Below are 26995 nucleotides of genomic sequence, written 5' to 3' on the forward strand. Positions count from 1 at the left end.
ACGAGAGAGGAAGAATAAAAATATGTATGAATATCTAATTACTGATTTTGGGGCGACACCAGATGGTCGTTTAGTTACTGAAGAAATCCAAAAAACCATTGACGCTGCAGCAAAAGACGGTGGCGGACGCGTAGTGATTCCTAGTGGCACGTTTTACACGAGTGCGCTCTTTTTAAAAGATCATATTGAACTGCATTTAACACCAGGCGCAGTTTTGAAATTTTCCGATAACCAAGACGATTATCCAGTAGTAACTTCACGCTGGGAAGGGGTGAAACGGGAAGTTTATGCTTCTTGTTTGTATGCTGAAAACGTGAAAAATATTTCTGTAACCGGTTTTGGTTTACTAGATGGGAATGGGAAAAATTGGTGGCATTTGCAACGTAATGACTTGGCTAGTTTGAAATATCCACGGCCAAAATTAGTCAGCTTTGATTCCTGTGAGCACGTGACTTTAAAAGATTTTTCAGTCATCGATTCACCTAGTTGGACGATTAATCCGATTTTGTGTGAGAACGTAACGGTGGATAATATTAATATTAAAAATCCTGCCGACTCACCAAATACAGACGGGATTGATCCTGAATCTTGTAAAAATGTCCGGATTGCCAATTGCTCTATTGACGTGGGCGATGATTGTATTGCGATTAAAGCCGGGACTGAAGATACGGCAAGGCGCGTGGCTTGTGAAAATGTAACGATTACTAACTGTACGATGGTTCATGGTCATGGTGGCGTCGTTTTAGGCAGTGAAATGTCTGGTTCGATTCGTAATGTGACAATTTCTAATTGTGTTTTCCAAGATACGGATCGTGGGATTCGTTTGAAATCTCGCCGCGGTCGTGGTGGTATTGTGGAAGATATTCGAATTGATAATATTGTGATGGATCGTGTGATGTGTCCGATTATTTTAAATTTATATTATTTCTGTGGACCAAAAGGGAAGGAAAAATATGTTTGGGATAAAAATCCTTACCCAATTACTGAAGAAACGCCAAATTTCCGGCGCATTCATTTTGCCAATTTAACAGCACGCAACGTTCAAGCAGCGGCTGGATTTATTTATGGCTTACCTGAAGAATGTGTTTCAGAAATTACGTTTGACAATATCGCCATTGAAATGGATCCAGAAGCTGTAGCCGGAAAACCTGCCATGATGACGGGGATTGAAGAGATGAAACAGCAAGGATTTTATGTAGGAAATGCGCGGGATATTTTATTTAACCGTGTTTCAGTGACTGGACATACCGGTCCGGCGTTTCATTTGGAATATAGTGAAGGCATTGAACTAAGTCATTGCCGCTCAAAAACTTTAACGGGTGAAGAGAATTTAGTTGAGAAAGTGGATGTAAAATAAATGGATTCACGCCAGCAATTGACCGCCTTACTGGGAAAAAATGAGGCGGTGCAAGTGGAAGGGTCAGTCATTGCCCGCCGCGAGTTTGATAATTATGTGGTGGAAGAATTAATGCTGACCTTAAACACAATTGAAACAGTTCCCGGAATTTTTGCTTATCCGAAAAATGTCTTAGGACCTGTTCCAGTGGTTCTTTTCAATCATTCTCATGGCGGAAATTTTCAAAATGGCAAGCAAGAATTATTTCAAAGTACGCCTTATTTGCAAGCAGAAAGTTTTGGCGAAACCTTATTAGACATGGGTTATGCAGTGGCGGCGATTGATCATTTTTCATTTGGCCAACGCGCCGGGAAAAAAGAAAGCGAACTGGTGAAAGAATTTTTACTCACCGGCCGCACATTGTGGGGGATGCGGATTTTTGATAGTTTGCATTTTCTAGAATATTTAGAAACGCGCGTGGAAGTGGATGATACCAGGATAGCGACGATTGGCATGTCCATGGGTGGCATGATGAGTTGGTGGCTGGCGGCGCTGAGTGAAAAAATTTCCGTCTGTGTAGATATTGCCGGTCAAGGGGATTTGGAAACGTTAATTGCCGAGCGTGGCCTTGATCACCACGGTTTTTATTATTATGTCCCGCATTTATTGGAATTTTTTACTACTGGCGAGATTCAAAAATTAATTGCACCGCGTCCACGTTTAAGTTTAACGGGGAAAGATGATTTGCTTTGCCCAGCTCATGGGGTAGAAAAACTAGCCAAATATCTAACGGAAGTTTATAAAAATACTGGTGTGCCAGATGATTTTCAAAGTTTCAATCTCACTGGCGGCCATCAAGAAACAAAGGAGATGCGAGTTTTATGGCAGAAATTTCTCCAAGAAAAATTATAAAAAAAATAACAGTCGGTTCAGCGGATTTTTGTGATTTTGTTGATTTGAAACAAGCCTTTCAACAGCTAGAACCAGATTTTGCTTATGAAATAACTATTTTACAAGGAACTTATCAAGGTAATCTTTATTTGTATCATGATGATGTTTCGATTATCGGTCTCGGCGTAGTTAAGATTATCGCCGGAAAATACGCCCAACAAAAAGAAGACGGTCAAGCAATCGGCACTTTTCAAACCGCAACGTTTTTGATTAATGCTCAGAACATTCAGCTAGAAAATCTGATGATTGAAAATAACGCTGGACCTGGGGAAATCGTTGGTCAAGCGGTGGCTCTTTACTTAGAAGGAACGGAAATTTCCGTGAAAAATTGTCAGCTGCGGGCCCATCAAGATACTCTTTGTCTTGGGCCATTACCAAAATTAAATAAAGATGCCACCATTATGGAAAGTATTTTTCGCAAACGAACTTTCCTTGAACAAATTAGCACTTTTGAAAATTGTTTTATTGAAGGGACCATTGATTTTATTTTTGGGGGCGGCACGGCGACATTTTTCAATTGCGAATTATTTTCAAAAAAACGACCCGAAAATAGTAGCGCGAATTTTCTAACTGCGCCTTCTACTGCGGAACATCAAACAGGACTTATTTTTGTGAATTGTCTAATTCACGGGGATCATCCATATTATCTCGGGCGACCTTGGCGCGAATTTGGCCAGGCGACTTTTTCCGATTGTCATTTCGATGCGCACTTAGAAGTTTCCGGTTGGGACGATTGGGGAAAACCCAATAATCAAAAAACCGCCCGCTTCATAGAAAAAAATAATTATTACCAAGAAACGCCACAACGGGATTCTTGGATTTCATTTAACGAAAAGGAGCGGCTATGAATCGCAAACTCGAACAAATATTAGGCATTATCGGAGCGGCAGCCGTCCTACTTTTTCTTGGTGGCTTCACGGTGGTCACTAACGGTCTTGAAGAGGCCACATTTGCTGAAAAATACGCCGACACTTTTGCGACACTGATCGATGGCCTTGGCGTTGAAGAAGGTTTAACTGTCTTGAAAACGTTAGGCGCTTGGTTTGGCGTGACTGTATTTATCGTCTTGATTTTAGTTGCATTAGCAACTTTTTTCATCCATCACAATCGCTATCCAAAAATAGCTGGCCTTTTTTATTTATTGGCAGGCTTAGTGACGCTTTTCGGCTCGCAGTTGGTGGCTTATCCGTTGGCGTTTATCTTTTTTGTTGTAGCAGCTTTATGTTTTTTAAGAAAGGACGGGGCAAATGTTTCCAGTGAAAATTAAAAATCCAATTTTACCAGGCTTTAATCCTGATCCAAATATTTTAAAAGTGGGCGATATTTTTTATATTGCTGTTTCTAGTTTTGAATGGTTGCCGGGTGTTCGCGTTTATACTTCCAAAGATTTAATCAATTGGCAGCATGAAACAGATATTTTAACCACCCAAGTCAATCTCCTTGGTAATCCGGAAAATGCTAGCATTTGGGCGCCACAAATTAGTTTTAGCAATAATCAATTTTATTGTCTGTACACTGACGTAAAATCTACCCATCGACCATTTAAGGATTGCCATAATTATTTAATAACGGCTCCTGACATCAATGGGCCATGGTCGGACCCGGTTTATCTTAATTCTTCTGGCTTTGATCCAAGTTTATTTCATGCGCCAAATGGCAAAAAATATCTTTTGAATGAACTGTGGGACTATCGCATGACTACCGGGAATAAATCTTGTGGCATTGTGCTTCAAGAATACGATGAAAAAACCCAAGAGTTAATAGGGGAAGTTCATAAAATTTTTGATGGCACCTCTTTAGCCAAAACAGAAGCCTCACATCTTTATGTTCACGATGACTTTTATTATTTGATTACGGCAGAAGGCGGGACCGGGCGCGATCACAGTGTGACGGTGGCCCGCAGTAAAAATATTTTTGGACCATATGAAGTAGATCCAGAAAGTTTGCTGACGGCCCGCGATAAACCAGCCTCGCCTTTGCAATGCTCCGGGCATGCTAGTTTGGTGGAACATCTTGGACATTGGTATATCGCTTATCTCACCACCCGTCCTTTGCTAGGAAAAGCGGCAATTCTTGGTCGGGAAACCGCGATTCAAGAAGTCGTCTGGCAAGATGGTTGGCTGCGTCTAGCTGACGGCACTAATGGACCTGCCGAAATAACAGAAATTTTTGCCGAGAAAGAAATTATTCAAGAAAAAAATACTGACTTTCACGATGATTTCTCAGAAAGATTGAAAAAAGAATGGAATACTTTGCGACAAATGCCTGGAGCTTGGGCGGATCTTTCAAGTCGACCTGGCTATTTACGCCTGGAAAGTGGCGAGTCATTACAAAGTTTGTTTGACCAACATTTACTAGCAATTCGTCAAAAAGATTTTGTTTTCTCAGCGGCCACCAATGTAACTTTTGAAGCCCAAACTTTTAATCAAATGGCTGGCCTAACGCTTTATTTAAACGATCAAAATTATTTGTTTACTTATCTGACTTTTGACGAGGAAAAAGGACAAGTTTTACGGTTGATGCAATGCGTTGAAGGGGAATTTACTTTATTTCCTGAAATTATTCCATTGGCCTCTGATAGTATTTGTCTAAAAGTCAACGTCGATGGACCATGTGGTAAATTTTATTTCCGAGAAACAGCTAAAGAAAATTGGCAACAAATCGGTCCAGTTTTCGATCTATTATTTTTAGCTGGCGGGTTTACTGGAAATTTTGTCGGGATTACGGTAATTGATATGGATAAAAAAGCCGGTTGCTCCGCTGATTTTGATTTCTTCGAATACCATGGGAAAGATTAAGAAAATAAACAGAGGCGTTGAAATTTTTCAGCGCTTTTTGTGTGCCACATAATCAAAGGAAGTGATTACTTTCGTGCGCATTTCCTTTGAACTAGCAACTAAAGCGCTTTTTTAAAAGACTAATAAAGTGATTATGGACATTTTTTCATTTAAGCATTACATTACAGGTGTTCTTGAATTCGTTTTCTAGAAACGGGTTCCTAATAAATTTTTTAAAAAAGAATAGAAAGAAATTGGAGGGTATCCAAATGAAGAAAGGTAAAAAAATTAGTTTAGTAGCAGGTTTGTTAGTAGCCGGAGTTGTCTTAGCTGCGTGTGGGGGAGATTCAAAGGCAGCGAGTGATAAAGGGGGAAGCGAAAGTAGCGGCGATAACAAAACAGAAGAAAAAAGCGACAAAACATCTGTTTCTTGGATGACCATGTTGCACACCCCAACGCCACCATCAGGCGATGTGGAAAAACAATTAGAAGATTATACTGGGATGGATATTGAATTTAACTGGATTCCAGCTGCTTCTACAGATGAACGGATTAACGCCGCTTTAGCTTCACAAACATTAGCTGATATTGTTTCTTTGACGCAAATTTCTAGTACAACCGTCCGAAGTGCACTGGCTTCAGGTATGTTCTGGGATGTGGAACCTTATTTAAAAGATTATCCTAATTTAAAAAATATTTCTGCAGATCGATTAGAATCTTCACGGATTGACGGAAAAGTTTATGGTGTGCCTTTCCAAAAACCAATTGCCCGTTATGGTGTATTAGTTCGTCAAGATTGGTTGGACAATTTAAGCTTAGATGTGCCACATACTTATGATGATTTGAAAAAAGTTGCCCAAGCATTTAGTGAAGACGACCCTGATGGAAATGGAACAGACGATACAGTAGGTTTTGTTGATCGTCAAGAATCATATAGTGTTGGCTTTAAAGCAATTGCAGTCAACTTTGGCGCAGGAAATTTATTTGCCGTTGAAGATGGAAAAGTAATTCCTTCATTTATGCAAGATGAATACAAAGAAGCTATGGAATGGTACCGCGAAATTTACGAAAATGGTTGGATGAACTCTGACTTTACAGTTATGGCTAAAGCCGATCAAAAAGATTATATTGTTCAAGGCAAAGGTGGTATCGTTCTTTCTGGATTGTTTGATGGCCGTAATTATAAATCAGCCGCTAAAGGAACAGCCCAAGAAGATCAAGAATGGGTTTTGATTAATGATATTACAGCAGGTGACGTGGAACGCCGCACCGTTTCTGATACCAATGGTGGTATGGGTGGTTGGCTCGCTATTCCTAAACAAAATATTGAATCAGAAGCTGATTTGAAAGTTGTTTTGCAATTTATTAATGATTTAATGGATGAAGAACCATTTAATTTAATGACTAATGGGATCGAAGGAAAACATTATGAAATTACTGCTGATGGAGCTTATGAACGGACTGATGATACGGCTTGGCAACAAGAAGTGCAACCATTTGCTGGCTCTCGTCCTTCTGAATTAGTTGAAACATATAAAACAACTGATGAATTACAAAATGAATCCAATGAATTGATTGCTGATAACGAAGCATATGCAGTAATTAATCCAGCACAACCATTATCTTCTGAAACTTACGACACGCAATGGTCTACTTTAGTCGAAGGAATTGAAGATGCCTACTATAAATATATGATGGGTGAAATTGATATGGACGGCTTTGATGCTGCAGTTGAAAATTGGCAAAAAGCTGGCGGCGATCAAATTATTAAAGAATTTACCGAAAGCTACGAAAAAAATAAATAATATAAAACCTGTAAAATTTTATATTTAGTTTTACGTTAGAGCTTAATAAATAATCCAATTTGAAAATCCCCTTTTCAAATAAAGAAAACTTCCTAGAAAAAATTCTAGGAAGTTTTTTGTATAGATAACGTATTCATAAAATATCTTTTGTTATTTAATTTACGACAGATTCAGAAAACATAAAAAGATTATATAAAAAGTGAACAAACGTTGAATATCTCAGGTTTGCACGGATTTTTCCTTCATTAAAAATGATTATCGACTTTTTTTCGCGGATTGGTACGATTAAATTGTAATCGGATTCGGTTTTTGCCGGATCAAAAAACAAAATCGAAAAGGAGAATTAAATCATGAAAAAGTCGAAAAAAATGGGTATCATCGCCGGACTCTTACTTTCTGGAGTTATGTTGGCAGCTTGTGCATCAGGTTCAACGAACAATGCAGGAAATGCTGCAGGCAACGATAACGATGGAGAAACAAGCGCCAAAGATTCTATTTCTTGGATGGCGATGCTTCACACCGCCGCACCTCCTAGTGGAGATATCGAAAACAAATTAGAAGAGTACACGGGTGTTGAAATTGATTTCAACTGGATTCCTGATGCTTCTAAAGATGAACGAATTAATGCCGCTTTAGCCTCACAATCTTTAGCTGATATTGTTTCCTTAACACAAATGTCTAATACGACTGTCCGCAATGCACTGACTTCCGGCATGTTTTGGGATATTGAACCTTACTTAAAAGATTATCCGAATTTAGCTAGCATTTCACCGGAGCGTTTAGAAGGATATAAAATTGACGGAAAAATTTATGGCGTGCCTTATCAAAAACCAATTGCTCGTTATGGCGTTTTAGTGCGTCAAGACTGGTTGGATAACTTAGGATTAGAAACACCACACACATTAGAGGAATTAAGAGTCGTGGCGCAAGCTTTTACCGAAAACGATCCCGGTGGCAATGGAGTGAAAGATACAGTTGGAATCGTGGAACGGAATGAAAGTTTCAATGTTGGTTTTAGAAGCTTAACTGGATATTTTGGCGCGGGTAACTGGTGGGCCGTCACTGAAGATGATGAAGTGATTCCAAGTTTCACCCAACCTGAATACGTAGAAGCTATGGAATGGATGAAAGATATTTATGATAATGGTTGGATGAATTCTGATTTTGCGGTTATGGCTAAAAACGATCAAAAAGATTACATTGTCCAAGGAAAAGGCGGAATTGTTTTCTCTGGTTTAATGGAAGTTCGTAACTATGTAGCTGATGCGCAAGGGACACCTGAAGAGGATATGACTTGGGCGATTATTAACGATATGGTTTATGAAGATGTACCGCGGAGCATTATCTCCGATACTGGTGGTGGTTTTGGTGGTTACCTGGCCATTCCTAAACAAAATGTGGAAACCGAAGCAGATCTTGCGGTTGTCTTGCAATTTATCAATGACTTGATGGATCCAGAACCATTTACTTTAATGACGCAAGGTGTTGAAGGGATCCATTATGAAATTGATGAAAATGGTGCTTACGAACGAATCGACGATCAACTTTGGCAACAAGAAGTTCAACCATTTTCATCTTCTCGTCCATCAGAATTAGTAGAAGTTTTCAAATCGAGTAATGAACTAATTAATGAGTACAATGGTTTAATTGCCGACAACGAAAAGTTTGCAGTGATTGATCCGACCCAATCATTAAGTTCAGAAACGTATAACACGCAATGGTCAACCTTACTTGAAGGAATTGAAGATGCGTATTACCGTTTCATGATGGATGAAATTGATATCGACGGTTTCCAACAAGCTGTAACAAGTTTTAGAAATGGCGGCGGCGACCAAATTATTGAAGAGTTTACGGATAGCTATCGTTCATTAAATTAATTAAAATAATAGACCTCACAGGAAAATTAGGTCAAAAAAAGGTTCATCCTCGAAATAAACCACCGAGGATGAACAAAGGGAGATTGTAATTAAAGTTAATCGATTTTATCTTGATGAAAATTAAACTATAGAAATTCTACTAAGGTGGGTTATTCTTTCATGTGATTATTTCAAATTAATTTGTAGATCATCAAGGCAGGCGACAGGCTCTAATTAAGTTAAAATATAAAAAATTAGTTTAAAAAAAGGATCACACTTTTTGTCTGAGTGTGATCCTTTTTATTATATTCAGTTTAAATTACATGGCCGATCCAAAGAAACATCGTGCCAAATGACATAATCGCTAAAAAGAGGGCTGATTTGATTTGGTAGGAGAAAAAATTCTTCCGATAGCGATGTAAAAAAATCACCGCACCCGTTAAAAATATAATGGTAAAAGCCAATAGCAAGCCGCTAGTGTGAATCGTCAGCCAAGAAAAAATCATGGCGCTGTTCATAAATTTTAAAGTGAAAAAAGTCAGCAGCGTAATGGCGATGGTGACTAAATATGAATTTTTATGGGTCTCTTTCAAATAAATCCCTCCAATCGATAAATTAATTTTACTAAAACTTAAACAATCTTTCATCATACTAAAGTCTGATTTTACATTTCAGCAGGCGCTTGTAAGCCTAAGAGTCGCAAATCTTCTTTTAAAATCGTCGCAACAGCGTAAACTAACGCTAAACGCGCATTTTTTTGGGCATCGTCGGTTAAAATTTTGACATTACCATAATATTTGTTAAAAGCTTGAGCTAAGGCGATGGCATGTTTGGCGATGACAGAAGGTTCAAATTTATCCGCAGCTTTTAAAATGGTATCTGGATAACTTTGCAACAACTTGATCACTTCCCAAGCGTTGTCGTCGGCTAAAGCATAATTTTCGTCAGCTGAGGGAGTAAATTTTGCTTTACGCAAAATGGATTGGCTGCGAGCATACGTATATTGTACGTATGGTCCAGTTTCGCCTTCAAAGCGGACGACCTCGGCTAAATCAAAGTCAAAGTTGTTCAGGCGATCATTTTTCAAATCGTGGAAAATAACGGCGCCAACGCCGACTTGACGGGCAACTTCTTCTTTATGAGCCAAATTCGGATTTTTTTCTTCAATTTGTTTCAAAGCATCAGCTGTCGCTTCATTTAACACTTCTTCTAGTAAAATAATTTTCCCTTTACGAGTTGATAATTTTTTACCGCCGGAAGTAATCAAACCAAAAGGAATATGATAAATATCTTGCGCCCAATCCAAACCAAGTTCAGTTAAGACGGCTTTGAGCTGGCGGAAATGAATGCTTTGTTCATTACCCACCACATAAAGTGATTTGGCAAAGTTGTAAGTTTCTTTCCGATAAATGGCCGCCGCTAAATCCCGCGTAATATATAACGTAGCGCCGTCTGATTTTTTAATTAGAGCAGGATTTAAATCATATTTGCTTAAATCAACAATTTCGGCCCCTTGATCGGTTTTCAATAAATGTTTTTCTTCTAAAAGATCGATGACAGCATCCATTTTATCATTGTAAAATGCTTCGCCGTTGTAAGAATCAAAATCAACGCCTAACAAATCATAAATTTTGTGAAATTCTTTTAACGATTCTTCTCGGAACCATGACCACAAATACATCGCATCAGGATCATTTTCTTCGAGTTTTTTAAACCAAGCGCGCGCTTCATCATTAAGAGAGTCGTCTTCTTCAGCCCGTTCATGAAATTCTACATAAAGGCGCAACAGTTCTTGAATCGGATTGGCCTTAACGGCGTCTTCTGAACCCCATTTTTGATAAGCCACGATCAGTTTACCAAATTGCGTGCCCCAATCGCCTAAATGATTAATTTTAAAAGGTGCGTATCCGATTTTTTGAAAAATATTGGCTAAGGAATTACCGATAACTGTCGAGCGCAAATGACCCATGGAAATCGGTTTGGCGATATTTGGACTAGACATATCAATCGTTACTACTTGTTTGTCGCCAATCGTCGTATCGCCGAAACGATCTTGTTTCACTACAATATCATGCAAGGTCAGTTGGGAAAATTTTTCTTTGTTTAAAAAGAAATTCAAGTAAGGACCCACTGCTTTGACTTGTTCAAAATCGGGACTAGAAATTTTTTCGACTAATTCTGAAGCAATAATATTTGGAGCTTTATGCCATAATTTGGCTAGTGAAAATGTTGGAAAAGCCCAATCGCCGTGTGTGGCAACTTTGGGTGTTTCCAGTAATTGCATAATTTTTTCAGCGTCTAACTCAGGTATTGCTTGTTGCAAGGCACTGGCGACGATTTTTTTTTCTTCCATTTTTTTCCCCCATAAATAAAAAGAGTCTTTACAAGAAAGACTTCAACGTTTTAACAATTCTTGGTTATTATAGCAATAAATACTGATTTTGCCTAGTTTTTCCGCCTAAATTGTCAGGACAAAAAGCGTTTTTTTTGTTATAATTTGCTTAAAAGGGGTGTTTGGATGAATAAAGATCAGCGGAGAACTTTGATTGCCCAATTAGTGACGGAAAATGAGCTACAAACCCAAGAAGAATTGTTGCAACTATTGAAACAAGAAGGGGTCACTGCCACGCAGGCCACGATTTCTCGTGATATTCGTGAATTACATATTGTCAAAAATCATCTAGATAACGGGAAAACTATTTATCAAATGTATCAAAAAAAAGAAAATTCGCCGGTGCAGTCCAATCATTTGCAAGAAACGATTCAAGAAAATGTTTTGAAAATTGACCGAGTAGAATTTATGACGATCTTGCACACTACAACCGGTGCAGCCGATTTTGTAGCAGCCGTTATTGACGAAATGCAATTAGCAGAAATTGTTGCCACCATGGCTGGAACCGACACGCTGTTAATTATTTCAAAAAGTGTCGAAGAAGCGAAAGTTTTGGCAGAGCAGATTGAAGAGATTCACAGCTTATAACTTATGGGAGAAAACGAATTTTAGTTAAAGAGTGGTTGACAACTAACAGTTGACACCACTCGACAAGAAAATATTTGCTTTCAAATTTGGGCAGGATTGTCAGGAGGGAAGTAGTAAAACTTGCTAACATGAATTTTGTTTGCGGCAAACGAATTTCCTCGATATTTAGTAGATAAAATTATGATTTTTAATAAATAAACACGACTGCCTTCATTGGCGGTCGTGTTTATTTACGCTTATAAAAAAATTCCCTCTACATTTACAGTAATTTTCTCTTTCGTAAACGGGTGAATAAAACTTAAACTCACTGCCCGTAAAGCTAGAGCGTCGTCAGGTTTTGCTTTAGGATTATACAGAGAATCTCCTACTACCGGATGTCCATTGGAACTTAGATGGACGCGGATTTGATGGGTGCGGCCAGTTTCTAGTGAGCAGGTGACCCACGTTTCTTTTGACAAAATTTTATCTACTGTAACATGCGTAACCGCGCTTTGACCATTTTTCAAATCAACGACGCGTTTGCGCCGGTCGTGACGGTCTCGTCCAATTGGCATATCTAAGGTCAGATCGTGAATAATCGTGCCGACAACTTTTGCTTGATAGACCCGTTTGATTTCTCTTTTTTCTAACATGCGTCCTAAAATCGGCAAAATCACTGGATCTTTAGCTAGCAAAACGAGTCCACTAGTTTCTTTATCCAGACGATGAACGACATAAGGATATTTTCCTTGCGCTTGCAAATAAGCCGCCGCATCATTTAGTAAAGTATCATTTTCTGCAGGCTCATTAGGATGCGTTTTTTGTCCGGCAGGTTTATCCACCGCTAACAGATGTTCATCTTCCCAAACAACATTCAAGCGCTCCGACTGTCCTAAAGTAATATTGGGGACATCATAATCTTCAGCTAAAAAAGTCAGTGTTAAAATATCGCCACGATGAACAATTGTTTGAAATGGCCGTACTTCGCCGTTAACTAAAACATTTTTTCTCATGCGTAAAAAATGGCGCACTTTTTTTGGTAATAATAATTCTTCTTGAAGATAATTAGTGAGTTCTTTTGGAGAATCGACGGAAACAACTACAGTAATCTGCATGAAAGCTCCTTTCAAATAGTAAATTTATCGTTAAATTTTTTCTTGATTTTTGAAAAAAAATATCAGACATGCTATGCTAAAATCCAGCAAGTATCAAAAGTATAGCATATTTTTTTGTAAATAAAGGAGCAAACTTTTGGATAAAATAAAATCAACCTTAGCTAATTTTTGGCAAGGATTAAAACCGCGATTAAAAAAATTACATCAAAGTCGCAAACGGATTTGGAAAAAATATCATATTCATAAAATTTTTCTTTTAGTCATGCTGAGTTTGGTCTTAGTAACTAGTATTTATTTATTTTATTTAGCCAAACAAGCCAATGTGGCCACGTTAAAATCTGGTCTGCAGCAAGTTACTACCGTTTATGATAAAGATGAAGATTTGGCCGGTACTTTATACGGACAAAAAGGAAGCTACGTGGAACTGGATCAAATTTCAGAAAATATTCAAAAAACGGTGGTCGCCACCGAAGATCGAGATTTTTATCAACATCACGGCTACGATCTTAAAGGGATTGCCCGCGCCGGATTGAGCCTAATTACTAGTGGACACATTACCGGTGGTGGTTCGACGATTACCCAGCAGCTGGCTAAAAATGCTTATCTCACTCAAAAGCAAACATTTGACCGGAAAGCTAAAGAATTATTTTTGGCCATTGAAATTGAAAAAAATTATTCTAAAGAAGATATTTTAACGATGTATTTGAACAATGCTTATTTTGCGAACGGTGTTTGGGGTGTGGAAGATGCCAGCCAAAAATATTTTGGTAAATCCGCCGCCGAGGTTTCCATGGGAGAAGCGGCGTTATTAGTAGGGATGTTAAAAGGTCCGGGGATTTATAATCCCATCGACAATCCTAATAATGCTACTGATCGTCGGGCAACAGTATTAGGGGTTTTGGTTTCGCAAAATATCATCACCCAAGATACCGCCACCCAAGAAGAAGCCATTCCTGTCGAAAGTTTACTCCATGACACGTATGCTGGCAGTGGTGCCGGTTATAAATATCCGTGGTTTTTCGATGAAGTCATTCGTGAGGCGGAAGAAAAATATGGTATTTCAGAAACTAATTTGCTTAATAAAGGCTATAAAATTTACACTTCACTAGGACAAAATATTCAAAGTGGGATGCAACAAACATTTGATAATGCCAATCTTTTTCCAGAAAATGCTACAGATGGCGAAATGGTTCAAGCTGGATCTGTAGCTATAAATCCTGCAACTGGCGGCGTCTTAGCGGTAGTTGGCGGGCGCAACGAACATGTTTTCTTAGGATTTAATCGCGCCACCATGGCGCAAGTGCCACCAGGTTCAACGATTAAACCACTCGTTTCTTACACGCCAGCTTTAGAAGCCGGCTTTACGCCTGATGATCTTGTCCAAGATGAAAAACAAGATTATTATCCAGAAGGGAATAATTTAGGCGATACTTATTCTGGTGAAATGCCCATGTATCAAGCGCTAGCTAATTCTACAAATATGCCAGCGGTTTGGTTATTACATGAAGTCGGACTAGATACTGGTTTTAAAAAAGCGCAAGACTTTGGTTTAAATTTAAAAGAAAGTGATCGATATTACGGGTTGGCATTAGGCGGACTTACTACCGGTGTTTCGCCAAAAACCATGGCGGCTGCTTACGGCGTTTTTGCCAACGACGGCGTTAGAATTGAACCATATTTTATTGAAAAAATAGTTGACTCAACCGGCGCAGTCGTAGCGACAGCCGATCCAGAGACAAAACAAGTGACCACTAAAAAAGTTGCTGAAGAAATGACAAGCATGTTGCAAGGTGTTTTTTCTACAGGGACCGGCGTCAACGCGCAACCATACGGCTACACGATGGCCGGAAAAACTGGTTCAACGGAAACAAGTTTTGGTCAAGGAACGAAAGATCAATGGCTCGTCGGCTACACGCCTGATTTAGTGATTGCTTCTTGGATGGGCTTTGACAATTCTAGTACGGAACATTTTTTAACTACAACTAGTTCGCAAGGTTTGGCAAAAGTATTTAAAAGTGAAGCTGAAAATATGTTGCCATATACTAATGAAACTGATTTTACTGTCGCTGATGCCAGTCAAAGTAATACTCAAGAGACGACTGAAGACGATGGACCAAGTCAATGGAATGAATTTACAGATAAAGTAAAAGAAGGCGCCAGTTATTGGGGCGACAAGGTCAAAGAAGGACTAGATAGTGCTACTGAGTCGTTTTGGAATTTATGGGATGGCGTTACGGGAAATTAATGGTATAATTAAAAGAAAAAAAGGAGTGTTGAAATGAATCTTTATGATACAGCCAATCAATTGGAACAAGAATTACGTCAAACACCAGAATTTATCGCTTTAAAAAAAGCCCGGGAAGTTGTGGCGGAAAACGAAGAAAGCAAAAACTTATTTTCTGCTTTCCAACAAGTGCAAATGGAATTACAAACTAAGCAACAAACTGGTGAAGAATTCACTGAAGAAGATATGAAAAAAGCACAAGAAACAGCTGAAAATGCCCAAGGAAATGAATTAATTAATGATTTGATGGCTAAAGAACAAGCCTTCAGCCTAATCGTTAATGATTTAAACCGCATCATTATGACACCTGTTCGAGAACTTTACCAAGATTAAATAAAAAAAGACCTGACGAAAAATTTTTCGTCAGGCCTTTTTTTGCTTAAAATCTTTTTTGAAAATTAACTTTCTTATCTACCCAATACATAATTGGTGCTGAGATGGTCATAATAATTGCTTCACTTAAAGCCGTAGTAGCAAATGTTGGCCAAAATGGCAATTCAGCTGTGATATTTAACATAATGGCAATTAAAAACATGCTGGCTGAAAATAAAAGCACATTGATCACTAGACGCGTCTTAACATTTTTTACGCGATCATGTAAAAAGCTCATGACAAGTAATGCTAGTAATGTTTGACCACCACCAAAAATCACATCCATAATTCCGTAGCCAAAAAAGATATTGAAAATAACACAACCAAGAACGACACCCCAAATAAGTTTCTTGTTAAAAACCACCAAATGGTTTAAACTTTCAGAAACCCGAAATTGAATTGCACCTGATGCAGGGGCGATGAAACATAGTGCCACGTATAAAGCAGCGATTAAACCATTAGCTACTAATAGACGCGTTTTACTTCCTGTATTTTGCATAAATGTATGCCTCCTAGTTTTGTTTACGCAGGATGGTAGATGAACTGCGCGGCGATTTTTCGCACTTGTTCTATTGTAATGGCCAATAGGGCGCCTGTCTAGGGGAAAATGCAAAAAAAATCTTTTGTCTGAAAAAACTCTCTGCTATAATATGTAAGAAAGGAAGTTAAATATGTCAATTCACTATCACTTTATTATAAATGAACACGCCGCTAGCGGCCGGGCTAAAAAAGTAGCCGAACAAATTTTAAATATTGCCAAAGACACTGTCAGCTATTCGACCCATTTTTCTCAGTATGCTGGTCATGTGTATGAAATTATTCAAGAATTATCCCCGCAATTACAAGTATTTAATGAGCATGCCCAAGAGGGAAATAATGAGGAAACTATAGAGGGAAATGAAAAGGAAACCAATGAGGAAAATGTTTTTCCACTATTAGTTATTATCGGTGGCGACGGGACGCTCCATGAGGTGATGAACGCTTTGTACCCGGATCATTTAAATATCCCAGTCGCTTATATTCCATCAGGATCAGGTAATGATTTTTCAAGAGGAATTGGCTTAACGCGTGATCCTTTAAAAGCTTGGGCGCAAATTCAAAAAAATACCGCACCGAAAACAGTCAATCTTTTGACCTATCAAGAGGCGGTTTCTAATCGCTCTGGTGTTTTATTGAATAATTTAGGAGTTGGACTAGATGCATCAATTGTCCATGCTACAAATGACAGCTCCTCAAAATCAGCGCTAAACAAATATCATTTGGGCAATCTAGCTTATATGGCCTCGATTTTAAAGCAACTTTTTGTCCAAAAAGGATTTCCTATTTTAACTGAAATCAATGGGGAAGCACATCATTTTAAAAAAGCTTTTTTATGTACAACCACGAACCATCCGTATTTTGGCGGCGGGGTAAAAATTGCGCCAACTGCCACGCCTTTTGAAAAAAACTTCGATGTGGTAATTGTTGAGCGCATCGCTTTAATTAGAATTGTTTGGTTAATTTTATTTTACTTAACGAGAGAAAAACAGTTTGAAAATAAACATTTCAATCACTATCAAACAAAATCCATGCGCTTAGTTTCCACTGTTCCTCAATATGCCCAATTAGATGGCGAAGTTTGGGAAAAACAAGCTTATGATTTTAATTTTGGCGTGACCGATGGACTGTTTTGGTTTTAAAAAATCGGCTACAAAAAAAGGTGAATCCTCGGTATTGGAACAAGTCCAATTTCGAGGATTCACCTTTAATTTTTTTATTCAGGATTTCTTAAATCTTCCACTTCAATAATTTGAAAATGTTTCTTTTCTAAATGTTTGCGAATCGTTTCTAACGTATCTTCACCAACAGTAGGTGGCAAAGTAATCAAAGTCCGGCGATTCAACCCTTTTTGATCGACATCTAAAGTAATACAGTTAGCAATTTCGCTGTATTTGGCGATAATTTTAGCAATTTGTGCCAGGTCGCCGCGATTTCCAGGAGAGGCAATCGTTAAGACATAACTTCCGGTATCAACATTCCAAGCATCAGAAAGCATGGACAAAAGTTTGGAGTGCGTCAAAATACCAAAGAAATGATTTTCGTCATCAAGGACGGCGATGTAAGGCAATTCTTTAATCGTGAAAAATACTTTAAAGAACGATGTATCCAGATAAATAAATTTGGTGGCATTTTTCAGCAAATGGGTCACCGGCAAATTCATATCGCCGCCATTGGCTTTATGGCGATAAATGTGCATTTTATAAATATTTCCCCGGAAAATTTGACCGCTAGCATCAAGAATAGGCACGCAGCGGAATCCTGATTCTTCTAAAACTTCTAAGGCCACTTGTAAAGTTGCAGTTTCGTCAACTGTGGTCAACACCTGTTTTGAGGTGATAATGGATTTTAATATCATGACTTTCCTCCAAAATTCTCATTAATCTTTAGCTATATCTTAACATAGAAAAAATGAATTTGAAAATAGTTTTTAGAATTACTCGCCAATCCTATGAATTGACGGTTTGCTGCTTGACAGTTGTTCTAATAATTGATAGTCTTATGATGAAGTAAAGTTTGTGGAGGTTAATTTGGCAGCGAAAAAAGTAGCTTTAGCATGTTCCGTTTGTGGCTCAAGAAATTACACGAAATCCGTGTCAGAAGGCCATAAAAATGAACGTTTAACCATTAATAAGTTTTGTAAATATTGTCAAAAATACACTGAGCATAAAGAAACGAAATAAGGAGTATCATTATGGCAGAAAAAGAAAAAAAAGTTGGCTTTGTTAGAAGCGTCTTTAATGAAATGAAATTGGTCACTTGGCCTTCAAAAAAACAATTGCGCAAAGATACGTTAGTCGTAATTGAGTCTTCCATTATTTTTGCGGCGTTATTTGCTGTAATGGACTTTGGAATTTCTAAAGGAATTGGTCTTTTAATTAAGAAATAAGGTAGCATTTGGGGTAAAACGCAAAATTTTTTTGCGTTTTATTTTTTTCAGTGCTATAATTTGGTTGCACAAAAACGTCGAGTACTCGAGGTTTTTTTATTTTTGGAAAATTTTAGGAGGCATTATGGAATCTTTAGAAAAACAATGGTATGTGTTACATACTTACTCAGGTTATGAAAATAAAGTAAAAGCGAATATTGAATCACGGGCACACACGATGGGAATGGGCGATTACATTTACCGCGTGGTTGTTCCGGAAGAAACCGAAACTGAAACAAAAAATGATAAAGTAAAAGAAACGAAACGGAAAGTTTTCCCTGGTTATGTGTTAGTGGAAATGTTAATGAGCGACGATTCTTGGTATGTGGTCCGCAATACACCTGGCGTTACCGGATTTGTGGGTTCTCACGGAGCCGGAAGTAAACCAGCACCTCTATTGCCAGATGAAATCAACTCCATCTTGAAATCTCTTGGTATGTCCACCCGTACGACGGAATTAAAAGTTTCCTTAGGCGAAGTTGTGCAAATTATTGAAGGCGCCTTTTCAGGTCTTTCCGGTGAAATTACCGAAATCGATCACGATCGAGAAAAATTAATCGTCAATATTAGTATGTTTGGCCGTGATACACCAACCGAACTAGATTTTGACCAAGTCGATAAAATTTAATAAAATGAAAAACATCCGCCAACGAGCAAATTGTAAAAGTAAGAATAAACTTCTAAACTTTTGGGATTTGCTTAGTGCGGATGTTTTTTTACTATGGAAATAGAAAGTAAAAAAGAAAGGAAAGTTCGCTGATGAGAAAAATATTTTTTTGTTTGGGACTACTTTTAATTTTTTTAACAGGCTGCCAATCAGGTGAAGAAGATACGGCGGGAAATCGGGAGACAGAAACCAGCACAAGTCAAACGAGTGTAGTCATTCCCAATTCAAATACGGAAAACGAGACCTCGAATAGCATGTCAGAGGCATTTTCTACGCCAACTATTTTTATTCACGGTTATAGTGGGACAAAAGGATCATTTCAAGGCATGCTAGATCGACTTGGAAATGTGGGAGCTCATTTTGCTGGTGTGATTGAAGTTGCAGCAGACGGCACGGTGAGTACGCAAGGGAATCTTGATTTAACTGGCAATCAAGATGTCTTGCAACTTTTATTTACTGATAATAAAAATAATGAGTGGAACCAAGCACAATGGTTAAAAAATACTTTGCAGTATCTCGGCATAACAAAAGTGAATTTGGTGGGGCATTCCATGGGGGGCGTTGACGGCTTGAGGTATTTACTCACCATGGCCGATCCTAATATCAAAGTGGAAAAATTTGTCAGCATCGGAGCGCCGTTTAATGAATTTGAAATTCAAAATACCGATGAAACCCTGGATTCGATTTTAGCAAATGGACCACAAAATCAAAGCGCGCGTTATACTGAATTTCAAGGATTGCTAGAAAATTTTCCGCAAAAGACTGATTGGCTGAATATTGTCGGTTGCCTAGATGAAGAAAATCCTAACGATGGCGATGGCACGGTGCCTTTAAACTCAGGCCTCGCGTTAACAAGTCGCGCCCAAGCGTTGCAACTGAATTATCAAAATGAAATCATTACTGGAAATAACGCCCAACACTCACAACTCCATGAAAATCTAGAAGTTGATCAATTAGTCGAAAATTTTTTGTGGTAACACTTGACCTTGACGCAACGTCAAGGTGTACTCTTTTGAATAAGGAGGGGAAATATGGAATATACAACGGATAAATTAGCCCAACTTTCAGGCGTTAGCTCCCGGACATTGCGCTATTATGATCAATTAGGTTTATTAAAACCAAAACGCATCGCCAGCAATGGCTACCGCATATACGGGCAAAAGGAAGTCGATTTGCTGCAGCAGATTTTATTTTATAAACGACTGAATTTGCCGCTTGAAAAAATTAAAGAAGCCATTTATGCGCCAGATTTCAATTTTTCCTCCGCATTAAACGCCCATAAGGCAACGTTATTGGCCCAACAAGAAGAAATTGCGCGACTGCTTTTGACCATCGACGACACCTTGGCGTATCACAAAGGAGAAAAAAAGATGCAAGATAATGAAAAATTTGCGGCCTTAAAAGCCGAAAAACTCGCCGAAAACGAAGAAAAATTCGGCCAAGAAATTCGCAACAAATACGGAAAAGAAACGATTGAAAAATCCAACGAAAAATTTCACAATTTGAGTCAAGCAGATGTTGAAAAAATGACCGCTCTAGAAGAAACACTATGGGAACAATTAGAACAAGTGGCAAAAACTGTCGATTATCACGGGGCAGCGGCCAAACTTGCCTACCAAGCCCATCGCGATTGGCTAAAATTTTCCTGGCCAACATACACCATTGAGGCTCATCGCGGTTTAGTTGAGATGTATCTATCCGATGAACGCTTTAAAAAATATTACGACCAACACGGCGAAAATTTTGCCCAGATTTTGCATAATGTAGTATTTGCGCAAACGGATGAAGGTTAGAGGTAGTCTTGCTAGTTTTGGTGGAGTGGAATTGTTATATCTAATAAAACATATGCCGAACAGTAAAATTTGGGACTAAATAGTGAATAGTAGAGTACATCATTGAATGATTTTTTTTACTCGGCAATAATTTTGACGTAAAGATGAAACTCAAGAATATGATTGTTTAAGGATAATTATCAGGCTGGAATATTGAAAGAAATTAAATGATTGTTTAGCGTGAATCGTTCCGTCTCCAGATATAAAAAAATCATATCACTCGCTAAAAGAAAAATTCAGTGGTATGATAATTTCGAATAAGGGATGGTGTTCCCTATAAACGCGAAATGCTGATGACGCCTGCTGATATGTTTATTTGTTGTTGCAAATAAACATGTTAGCAGGCGTCATTTTTCATTTAAAATAAGGAGGAAGAAAGAATGGTAATGATTGAAAATGTAAAAGCAAGAGAGATTTTTGATTCACGAGGGAATCCAACAGTGGAAGCTGATGTTTATTTGTCAGATGGTTCACTAGGTAGAGCTGAGGTTCCTTCCGGCGCGTCCACAGGAGACCGAGAAGCGGTTGAATTAAGAGATGGCGGAAAAAGGCTTCAAGGGAAAGGTGTTTTAAAGGCCGTTGAAAATGTAAATACCGAAATCAAAGACGCTTTGATTGGCAAATCACCATTCAATCAAAGTGAAATAGATGGAATTATGATTAAACTTGACGGCACAAAAAATAAAGGTCGTCTGGGTGCCAATGCTATTTTAGGTGTTTCCATGGCTGTTGCTCGTGCTGCTGCGGCAAGTAAAAAAGTTCCGTTATATCGTTATTTAGGTGGAGTTGATTTAGAATTACCGCAACCGTTCTTTAATGTTATTAACGGCGGCGTTCATGCAGATTCAGGGATCGATGTTCAAGAATTTCTGATTACGCCGGTCAAAAGAGAAACATTTAAAGATGGGGTAGAAAAAGTTGCCAACGTCTATCATACTTTGAAAAAAATATTAGCCGATCAAGGATTGGAAACAGCAGTTGGCGACGAGGGTGGATTTGCGCCGAAACTTAAAAGCACTGAAGCAGCCATCGAGACACTGATTGAAGCAATAAAAACAGCCGGCTATACACCAGGTGAAGAAATTGCCATTGCGCTAGACCCAGCATCTAGTGAATTTTATGATGATAAAGCTAAGAAATATCATTTTGAAGGGAAATTACTATCATCTGAGGAACTACTTACTTATTATCAAAATCTCGTGAAAAAATATCCGGAAATTATTTCAATTGAAGATGGATTTAGCGAACATGATTGGGATGGATTTAAACGTCAAACGGAAACGATGGGTAGCAGTATCCAATTGGTTGGCGATGATATTTTTGTGACGAATCCTGAAATTTTCAAAGAAGGAATTAAAAAAGGAATTGGAAATTCCATTTTGATTAAGCTAAATCAAATCGGGACCGTTTCTGAATCGATTGAAACGATTAAACTAGCCCGTGCCAATGGATACACCACGATGATTTCACATAGATCTGGTGAAACGGGGGATACTTTCATCGCTGATTTTGCCGTGGCCATGAACGCCGGACAAATAAAAGCGGGTTCAATGGCCAGAAGTGAACGAGTTGAGAAATACAATCAATTTATTAGAATTGAAGAGGAATTAGCTGGATACGGAAAATTAGCTAAGTTTCCAAAGTAAAATAAAAATTGTCTACATTGAAAAATTTATCCAAAAAGTTAGCATACAAGTCTAACTTTTTGGATTATTTATACTTAAGGAGAATGAAAATTGGAATTGATATTGCTGAGGCACGGAGAGAGTCAAGCCAATAAAGACAATATATTTACTGGCTGGTTGGACGTCCCGTTGACCAAAAAAGGAATCGACGAAGCAAAAAGTGTCGGGAAATATTTTAAAAAAGAAAAAATAGAAATCGATTCTGTCCACACGTCCATATTATCAAGAGCTATATTAACAACGAATATTGTGTTGGAAGAAAGTGATCAACTATTTTTACCCGTGGGCAAAAGTTGGCGCTTGAATGAGCGGCATTACGGAAGTCTGCAGGGACTTAATAAAGAGGAAACTGCTTTAAAATATGGTAATGAGCAAGTAAAAGAATGGCGGAGAAGTTTTGATAAAAGGCCACCAACTTTACATAATGCATTAGAAGATAGGCGCTATAAAGAGATCGAAAAAAGATCTTTTATCGGTGGCGAGAGTTTGCAAGACACTTTGAATCGCGTCATTCCTTATTGGCAAGATTTTATCGTTCCAGATTTGTTAGCTGATAAAACAGTGCTTGTTGTCGCTCATGGAAATAGTTTAAGAGCGTTGGTCAAATATCTGGAAGGAATATCGGATGAAGACATTGAACAGCTGAATATTCCAACGGGAGAACCAATCATTTACAAATTTGATGCGGATTTATCGATTGTTTCAAAAGAAATTGTGAGAAAAGATTTTTAAATGAATAAAAGGAATAGACGCGGATCTTAGTAAATTTTTAAAAAAAGAATTCAAAATAAAACATCTTGGAGATATATATAGTAGGACTCCAAAATGAAAAAGGAGCTGACTAAGAATAGCGATGTGCTCCTCCTTATAAAGTAAACAAGTTAAGACAACAACGGAAAATAGTAATCATAAAAAAGGAATCAAAACCCTAAAATTACGGATTTAATCCCTGAAAATAAAATTAAAATTTATTGTGGCAAAGAAAGATAAACTAGCTGAGTGTTCTAAGATAAATAGCAGCCCATCAAAAGTAGTTAACTATCTCCAAATTTCAACTTACATAGGTCAACACTTTAATACTTTGCGCATGATTACCCCATTTTTCTCCAAATAAGGTTAATCCCCCCACGTGTTCGGTATTTTCTTCAGAAGCAATTCGAAATGTAAAATAGTCGGTATTTTCTAAATTAAGGTCGTGAATATTGACGCTCGACAGTGGAACTCCATCGATACTTGTATCATATTGACCGATGCGTATATGTTTTATCTCACCATATTGACTGCAAGTATCAGGCCACCAAATTGGAGTTAAACGACCTCGGACATCTGCATAATTTCCTTTCACCAAATCCGTTCCTAATTTTTTCCCATTAATATAATAAGTGATATCACTAGGCCAGTCATTGTTTGAAATTGGGAATTCTGAGGCGATTTCAAAACTTATATCTAATAATTCGGGATGATCATCTGCAGAAATACTATTAGGAATCTTGTATTCAAAATAGCCTTTTCCTACCCATATCAATTGAGCATTAACTCGTTGGCTGTCAAGAAATGAAATAGATTGATCTACTAAGCCAATATAGTTTTTTTCATCTGCAAGGCCACAAGTAGGCTCGACTTGGTAATCGGTGAAGTGCCCAAGCATTACATCGGTTTCGTAGAGTCGGTATTCCGGGAAAATTTTTTCTGGAAAATTGATATCAATTTCGCTGATAGCTAAGGAGACAATTTTTTGTAAGCCAAATTTTCCAGGGGTACGGCGTGTTTTGACGATACCAGCTTCTTCTAATTGCTGAACATGACGGGTAGTAATAGGATTGGAGATGCCAAGCTTTTTAGCAATTTCACCAATATTCATTTCTCCAGTGGCTAGGTTGTTAATAATTCCTAGACGAGTTTTATTGGCTAATGCTTGAAAAATCGGCAGTGAACTTTTGGAAGTATCAATTATCATAAGAAAACTCCTTTACTAAAAAGTTAAATAACAATCTTTTGAAATATATAAATGCTCATAATGTTAACTATAATGTTAAGCTGTTTAAGATTTATCCAACAGTATTGACGGACTATGAAAACCCTGTTATTCTAACTTGTATTGACGGGATAGTTAACTTCTTTTAAATTATACGTCTTTGTTAACTAAAAAGTCAAATATAATTTTTGGAGGTTATCATGATAAATAGAAGAGAACACCCACGACCACAGCTAATACGTAAAGATTGGATTTGTATGGATGGCAAATGGAAATTTTCCTTTGACGACCAAAATGAAGGACTAGTCTCTGAATGGTATAATAATTTCCCGGCTGCTCAAGAAATTGTAGTTCCATTCACGTACGAAACAGAGCTTAGTGGAATTAATGATCCCTCACATCATAAGATTGTTTGGTATGAGAGGAGTTTTGAAGTAAGCGGCACGGATAATCAAGTTTTGTACTTCGAAGGAGTTGATTTTGAGTCTCAAGTCTGGCTGAATGGTCATTTATTGGGGAGTCATAAAGGAGGATATGAACGATTTTCCTTTGATCTGGAACCGTACCTGAAAAGTGGGGAAAATATAATTACGGTTCGTGTGGAAGATTCACTTTCCAGTGAACAACCACGGGGCAAACAACGTTGGTTGAAAGACAATTTCGCCTGTTGGTATGTGCAATCTACAGGAATTTGGAAATCGGTTTGGTTGGAAAAAGCTCCAGTGCAGCGCGTTGATTATTTAAAATTGACACCTAATTTGGATTTGGATCTGCTTGAAGTCGAAGTGGAGTTAAAAGATGCCTCTGTTCTACCAGATACTCCGAATTATTTTTTGGAAGCTGAAGCGACTTTTGAAGGAGAACTGGTTAGTTATCATAAAGGACTTTTTGGACACAATAGTGCTGGTTTTATACTGGATACTCGTGTAAAAGGCGATGCAGTGGGTGGAACAAAAGTATGGGGTGTGCAGAACCCGAATCTTTATGATTTAAATGTTAGATTGTATGATGAACAAGGCAATCTCTTAGATGAAGTGGTTAGTTATTTCGGGATGCGCAAGATTGCAATTGAAAATGGACAGGTTACGTTAAATAATCACAGCTTGTACCAACGTTTGATCCTAGACCAAGGATACTGGGCTGAATCAGGTATTACCCCACCATCTGTGGATGCTCTAGAAAAAGATATCGATCGAATTTTGGAAATGGGATACAATGGTTTGCGGAAACATCAAAAATTAGAAGATGAACGATTCTTATACTTGTGTGATGCTAAAGGAGTATTGGTTTGGTCAGAAATGGCTGCTACGTATGTATTTACCGATGTTGCATTGGCTCAATACACTAACGAATGGTTACAAATTGTTAAGCAATATTACAACCATCCATCGATTATCACCTGGGTTCCGTTTAATGAAAGTTGGGGAATCAAAGGAATAAATAGTTTGGAACGTCCTCAAAAATTCACTGAGGGAATTTATTACCTGACCAAAGCTATTGATCCAAATCGTCCTATTATCACGAATGATGGGTGGGAGCATACTATTTCAGATATTTTAACCCTTCATGATTATGAGGAAACTGGTGAAGCATTTTCTAAACGATATTCTGATCATCGCGATTATGCAACAGACGGGAACTCGAATAAAGAAAAAATTGTGAATAATGGGAAGCAATTCAACCGAGATTGGTTTGCTTTTGCATCAAATTCTAGTTATAAAGGTCAGCCAATTATAATTTCAGAGTTTGGTGGGATTGCTTTCACTGCTGAAGGGGAAAAACAATGGGGCTATGGTAGCCAAGTAAAAAATGAGGCCGAATTTATAAGTCGTTTTGATAAAATTCACGCGGCAATTCAAGATATTCCGTATATTTCTGGTTATTGTTATACTCAATTGACGGATGTTGAACAAGAAATCAATGGCTTACTGACACCAAATCGAGATGCAAAAATAGACTTGAGAGAAATAAAACGAATTAATGAAAGACGCAAATAATTCACATTGATGAGTAAAAGTTAAATGTGTTATATGTTGATAATAAATTCGAATCAGTAGGTAAATTTTTCGGAAGGCCATAATCTAATCGGCTTTTTAGAGAAGTATGGTATCTTTTCTGTGGAAATATTTTCTGAATGTTTTAGTGTAATACGAATGATTTTTAATTGTCTAGATAAATTGTAAAATTTGCGATAAAAAAGAGTTATAGTATAGTAATTACTAGCGTTTAGATTTATACCTAATTTTTTTGTTAAGTTCATTTTAGTATTTCCCTTCTATTATATGTAGATCATTTAATATTAAAAATTTCATTTATCCATCTTAATTATTAGCAATAAAAATTCTAATATGGATACAGGTACAACACACATATGTACAATAAGAATTAAATATTATCTACCTCAAAAAAAACAGCA

25 protein-coding genes and 1 riboswitch are annotated in these 26995 nt (G+C 37.8%); of the genes, 19 read left to right on the forward strand and 6 right to left on the reverse strand.

The genetic code is table 11. The features are described from left to right. The first annotated feature begins 22 nt into the window (after nucleotides 1-22). The 7 genes from BQ5341_RS05385 to BQ5341_RS05415 all read left to right on the forward strand — a co-directional run bounded on the left by BQ5341_RS05385 (nucleotide 23) and on the right by BQ5341_RS05415 (nucleotide 8746). Nucleotides 23-1357: a glycoside hydrolase family 28 protein gene (locus BQ5341_RS05385; RefSeq protein WP_071131014.1), complete on the forward strand. Its 1335-nt coding sequence runs from the start codon at nucleotides 23-25 to the stop codon at nucleotides 1355-1357. Then, complete coding sequence (locus BQ5341_RS05390; protein ID WP_158661746.1) at nucleotides 1358-2248, forward strand: dienelactone hydrolase family protein; 891 nt, start codon at nucleotides 1358-1360, stop codon at nucleotides 2246-2248. Further along, nucleotides 2218-3135, forward strand: a complete 918-nt coding sequence (locus tag BQ5341_RS05395) for a pectinesterase family protein (RefSeq protein ID WP_071131015.1) — start codon at nucleotides 2218-2220, stop codon at nucleotides 3133-3135. The genes BQ5341_RS05390 and BQ5341_RS05395 overlap by 31 nt, the downstream gene beginning before the upstream one ends. Further along, nucleotides 3132-3554: a DUF4064 domain-containing protein gene (locus tag BQ5341_RS05400; protein ID WP_071131883.1), complete on the forward strand. Its 423-nt coding sequence runs from the start codon at nucleotides 3132-3134 to the stop codon at nucleotides 3552-3554. Before BQ5341_RS05395 ends, BQ5341_RS05400 begins: the two co-directional genes overlap by 4 nt. Next, nucleotides 3535-5085 carry a glycoside hydrolase family 43 protein gene (locus BQ5341_RS05405; protein WP_071131016.1) on the forward strand — a complete coding sequence of 517 codons (1551 nt, stop codon included), beginning with the start codon at nucleotides 3535-3537 and terminating at the stop codon, nucleotides 5083-5085. The genes BQ5341_RS05400 and BQ5341_RS05405 overlap by 20 nt, the downstream gene beginning before the upstream one ends. A 248-nt stretch (nucleotides 5086-5333) precedes the next feature. Next, nucleotides 5334-6869, forward strand: coding sequence for an extracellular solute-binding protein (locus BQ5341_RS05410; protein WP_071131017.1), 1536 nt, complete (start codon nucleotides 5334-5336; stop codon nucleotides 6867-6869). A gap of 350 nt (nucleotides 6870-7219) precedes the next feature. Further along, nucleotides 7220-8746, forward strand: a complete 1527-nt coding sequence (locus BQ5341_RS05415) for an extracellular solute-binding protein (RefSeq protein ID WP_071131018.1) — start codon at nucleotides 7220-7222, stop codon at nucleotides 8744-8746. Nucleotides 8747-9039: 293 nt separating this feature from the next. Here BQ5341_RS05415 and BQ5341_RS05420 read toward each other — a convergent pair whose 3' ends face one another. Then, nucleotides 9040-9318: a hypothetical protein gene (locus BQ5341_RS05420; protein WP_071131019.1), complete on the reverse strand. Its 279-nt coding sequence runs from the start codon at nucleotides 9316-9318 to the stop codon at nucleotides 9040-9042. A 71-nt stretch (nucleotides 9319-9389) separates the two neighbouring features. Beyond that, nucleotides 9390-11078 (reverse strand): arginine--tRNA ligase, encoded by a 1689-nt coding sequence (gene argS / locus BQ5341_RS05425; RefSeq protein ID WP_071131020.1) that lies wholly within the window; start codon nucleotides 11076-11078, stop codon nucleotides 9390-9392. A gap of 165 nt (nucleotides 11079-11243) precedes the next feature. Between argS and argR the strand changes: the two genes are divergently transcribed. Next, nucleotides 11244-11705, forward strand: a complete 462-nt coding sequence (gene argR / locus BQ5341_RS05430; protein WP_071131021.1) for an arginine repressor — start codon at nucleotides 11244-11246, stop codon at nucleotides 11703-11705. A 236-nt stretch (nucleotides 11706-11941) separates the two neighbouring features. On the opposite strand, the gene BQ5341_RS05435 is transcribed toward argR, so the two are convergent. Further along, entirely contained in the window at nucleotides 11942-12799 is an 858-nt protein-coding gene (locus tag BQ5341_RS05435; protein ID WP_071131022.1) for an RluA family pseudouridine synthase, read from the reverse strand. Between the two features lie 136 nt (nucleotides 12800-12935). Between BQ5341_RS05435 and BQ5341_RS05440 the strand changes: the two genes are divergently transcribed. After that, nucleotides 12936-15044, forward strand: a complete 2109-nt coding sequence (locus tag BQ5341_RS05440; protein WP_071131023.1) for a PBP1A family penicillin-binding protein — start codon at nucleotides 12936-12938, stop codon at nucleotides 15042-15044. Between the two features lie 33 nt (nucleotides 15045-15077). Then, nucleotides 15078-15416: a YlbF/YmcA family competence regulator gene (locus BQ5341_RS05445; RefSeq protein WP_071131024.1), complete on the forward strand. Its 339-nt coding sequence runs from the start codon at nucleotides 15078-15080 to the stop codon at nucleotides 15414-15416. A 46-nt stretch (nucleotides 15417-15462) separates the two neighbouring features. Here BQ5341_RS05445 and BQ5341_RS05450 read toward each other — a convergent pair whose 3' ends face one another. Then, nucleotides 15463-15954, reverse strand: a complete 492-nt coding sequence (locus BQ5341_RS05450; protein ID WP_071131025.1) for a QueT transporter family protein — start codon at nucleotides 15952-15954, stop codon at nucleotides 15463-15465. A 172-nt stretch (nucleotides 15955-16126) separates the two neighbouring features. Between BQ5341_RS05450 and BQ5341_RS05455 the strand changes: the two genes are divergently transcribed. Continuing rightward, the gene (locus BQ5341_RS05455) at nucleotides 16127-17134 is read left to right on the forward strand and encodes a diacylglycerol/lipid kinase family protein (protein ID WP_071131026.1); all 1008 of its coding nucleotides are present in this window, start codon (nucleotides 16127-16129) and stop codon (nucleotides 17132-17134) included. 74 nt (nucleotides 17135-17208) lie between these two features. Here the strand turns inward: BQ5341_RS05455 and cbpA are convergent, their stop codons facing one another. Further along, nucleotides 17209-17850, reverse strand: coding sequence for a cyclic di-AMP binding protein CbpA (gene cbpA / locus BQ5341_RS05460; protein ID WP_071131027.1), 642 nt, complete (start codon nucleotides 17848-17850; stop codon nucleotides 17209-17211). 172 nt (nucleotides 17851-18022) lie between these two features. Between cbpA and rpmG the strand changes: the two genes are divergently transcribed. From rpmG to gpmA, 7 genes are all read left to right on the forward strand, one after another. After that, a complete protein-coding gene (gene rpmG / locus BQ5341_RS05465) occupies nucleotides 18023-18175 on the forward strand; it encodes a 50S ribosomal protein L33 (protein WP_071131028.1) in 153 nt (50 codons plus the stop codon). A gap of 11 nt (nucleotides 18176-18186) precedes the next feature. Continuing rightward, nucleotides 18187-18381, forward strand: a complete 195-nt coding sequence (gene secE, locus BQ5341_RS05470) for a preprotein translocase subunit SecE (RefSeq protein WP_071131029.1) — start codon at nucleotides 18187-18189, stop codon at nucleotides 18379-18381. Nucleotides 18382-18505: 124 nt separating this feature from the next. Then, a complete protein-coding gene (gene nusG, locus BQ5341_RS05475) occupies nucleotides 18506-19048 on the forward strand; it encodes a transcription termination/antitermination protein NusG (RefSeq protein ID WP_071131030.1) in 543 nt (180 codons plus the stop codon). A 131-nt stretch (nucleotides 19049-19179) separates the two neighbouring features. Beyond that, nucleotides 19180-20064 (forward strand): alpha/beta fold hydrolase, encoded by an 885-nt coding sequence (locus BQ5341_RS05480; RefSeq protein WP_071131031.1) that lies wholly within the window; start codon nucleotides 19180-19182, stop codon nucleotides 20062-20064. A 54-nt stretch (nucleotides 20065-20118) separates the two neighbouring features. Continuing rightward, entirely contained in the window at nucleotides 20119-20880 is a 762-nt protein-coding gene (locus BQ5341_RS05485; RefSeq protein ID WP_071131032.1) for a MerR family transcriptional regulator, read from the forward strand. A 290-nt stretch (nucleotides 20881-21170) separates the two neighbouring features. Continuing rightward, nucleotides 21171-21229: riboswitch (Fluoride riboswitch) on the forward strand. A gap of 70 nt (nucleotides 21230-21299) precedes the next feature. Beyond that, on the forward strand, nucleotides 21300-22565 hold the full coding sequence (gene eno, locus BQ5341_RS05490; RefSeq protein ID WP_071131033.1) for a phosphopyruvate hydratase: 1266 nt from the start codon (nucleotides 21300-21302) through the stop codon (nucleotides 22563-22565). Between the two features lie 90 nt (nucleotides 22566-22655). Next, nucleotides 22656-23336, forward strand: coding sequence for a 2,3-diphosphoglycerate-dependent phosphoglycerate mutase (gpmA, locus tag BQ5341_RS05495; RefSeq protein WP_071131034.1), 681 nt, complete (start codon nucleotides 22656-22658; stop codon nucleotides 23334-23336). A 319-nt stretch (nucleotides 23337-23655) separates the two neighbouring features. On the opposite strand, the gene BQ5341_RS05500 is transcribed toward gpmA, so the two are convergent. Beyond that, nucleotides 23656-24561 carry an ArsR/SmtB family transcription factor gene (locus BQ5341_RS05500; RefSeq protein ID WP_071131035.1) on the reverse strand — a complete coding sequence of 302 codons (906 nt, stop codon included), beginning with the start codon at nucleotides 24559-24561 and terminating at the stop codon, nucleotides 23656-23658. A gap of 275 nt (nucleotides 24562-24836) precedes the next feature. Between BQ5341_RS05500 and BQ5341_RS05505 the strand changes: the two genes are divergently transcribed. Next, on the forward strand, nucleotides 24837-26576 hold the full coding sequence (locus tag BQ5341_RS05505; RefSeq protein ID WP_235836373.1) for a glycoside hydrolase family 2 protein: 1740 nt from the start codon (nucleotides 24837-24839) through the stop codon (nucleotides 26574-26576). Nucleotides 26577-26995 lie beyond the last annotated feature (419 nt).

The sequence above is a fragment of the Enterococcus timonensis genome, assembly GCF_900104595.1.
GTDB lineage: Bacteria > Bacillota > Bacilli > Lactobacillales > Enterococcaceae > Enterococcus_J > Enterococcus_J timonensis.

Coding starts and splice junctions, on each gene's coding strand:
- BQ5341_RS05385 (WP_071131014.1), top strand. CDS start 23: ATGTATGAATATCTAATTACTGATTTTGGGGCGACACCAGATGGTCGT.
- BQ5341_RS05390 (WP_158661746.1), top strand. CDS start 1,358: ATGGATTCACGCCAGCAATTGACCGCCTTACTGGGAAAAAATGAGGCG.
- BQ5341_RS05395 (WP_071131015.1), top strand. CDS start 2,218: ATGGCAGAAATTTCTCCAAGAAAAATTATAAAAAAAATAACAGTCGGT.
- BQ5341_RS05400 (WP_071131883.1), top strand. CDS start 3,132: ATGAATCGCAAACTCGAACAAATATTAGGCATTATCGGAGCGGCAGCC.
- BQ5341_RS05405 (WP_071131016.1), top strand. CDS start 3,535: ATGTTTCCAGTGAAAATTAAAAATCCAATTTTACCAGGCTTTAATCCT.
- BQ5341_RS05410 (WP_071131017.1), top strand. CDS start 5,334: ATGAAGAAAGGTAAAAAAATTAGTTTAGTAGCAGGTTTGTTAGTAGCC.
- BQ5341_RS05415 (WP_071131018.1), top strand. CDS start 7,220: ATGAAAAAGTCGAAAAAAATGGGTATCATCGCCGGACTCTTACTTTCT.
- argS (WP_071131020.1), bottom strand. CDS start 11,078: ATGGAAGAAAAAAAAATCGTCGCCAGTGCCTTGCAACAAGCAATACCT.
- argR (WP_071131021.1), top strand. CDS start 11,244: ATGAATAAAGATCAGCGGAGAACTTTGATTGCCCAATTAGTGACGGAA.
- BQ5341_RS05435 (WP_071131022.1), bottom strand. CDS start 12,799: ATGCAGATTACTGTAGTTGTTTCCGTCGATTCTCCAAAAGAACTCACT.
- BQ5341_RS05445 (WP_071131024.1), top strand. CDS start 15,078: ATGAATCTTTATGATACAGCCAATCAATTGGAACAAGAATTACGTCAA.
- BQ5341_RS05450 (WP_071131025.1), bottom strand. CDS start 15,954: ATGCAAAATACAGGAAGTAAAACGCGTCTATTAGTAGCTAATGGTTTA.
- BQ5341_RS05455 (WP_071131026.1), top strand. CDS start 16,127: ATGTCAATTCACTATCACTTTATTATAAATGAACACGCCGCTAGCGGC.
- cbpA (WP_071131027.1), bottom strand. CDS start 17,850: ATGATATTAAAATCCATTATCACCTCAAAACAGGTGTTGACCACAGTT.
- secE (WP_071131029.1), top strand. CDS start 18,187: ATGGCAGAAAAAGAAAAAAAAGTTGGCTTTGTTAGAAGCGTCTTTAAT.
- nusG (WP_071131030.1), top strand. CDS start 18,506: ATGGAATCTTTAGAAAAACAATGGTATGTGTTACATACTTACTCAGGT.
- BQ5341_RS05480 (WP_071131031.1), top strand. CDS start 19,180: ATGAGAAAAATATTTTTTTGTTTGGGACTACTTTTAATTTTTTTAACA.
- BQ5341_RS05485 (WP_071131032.1), top strand. CDS start 20,119: ATGGAATATACAACGGATAAATTAGCCCAACTTTCAGGCGTTAGCTCC.
- eno (WP_071131033.1), top strand. CDS start 21,300: ATGGTAATGATTGAAAATGTAAAAGCAAGAGAGATTTTTGATTCACGA.
- BQ5341_RS05500 (WP_071131035.1), bottom strand. CDS start 24,561: ATGATAATTGATACTTCCAAAAGTTCACTGCCGATTTTTCAAGCATTA.
- BQ5341_RS05505 (WP_235836373.1), top strand. CDS start 24,837: ATGGATGGCAAATGGAAATTTTCCTTTGACGACCAAAATGAAGGACTA.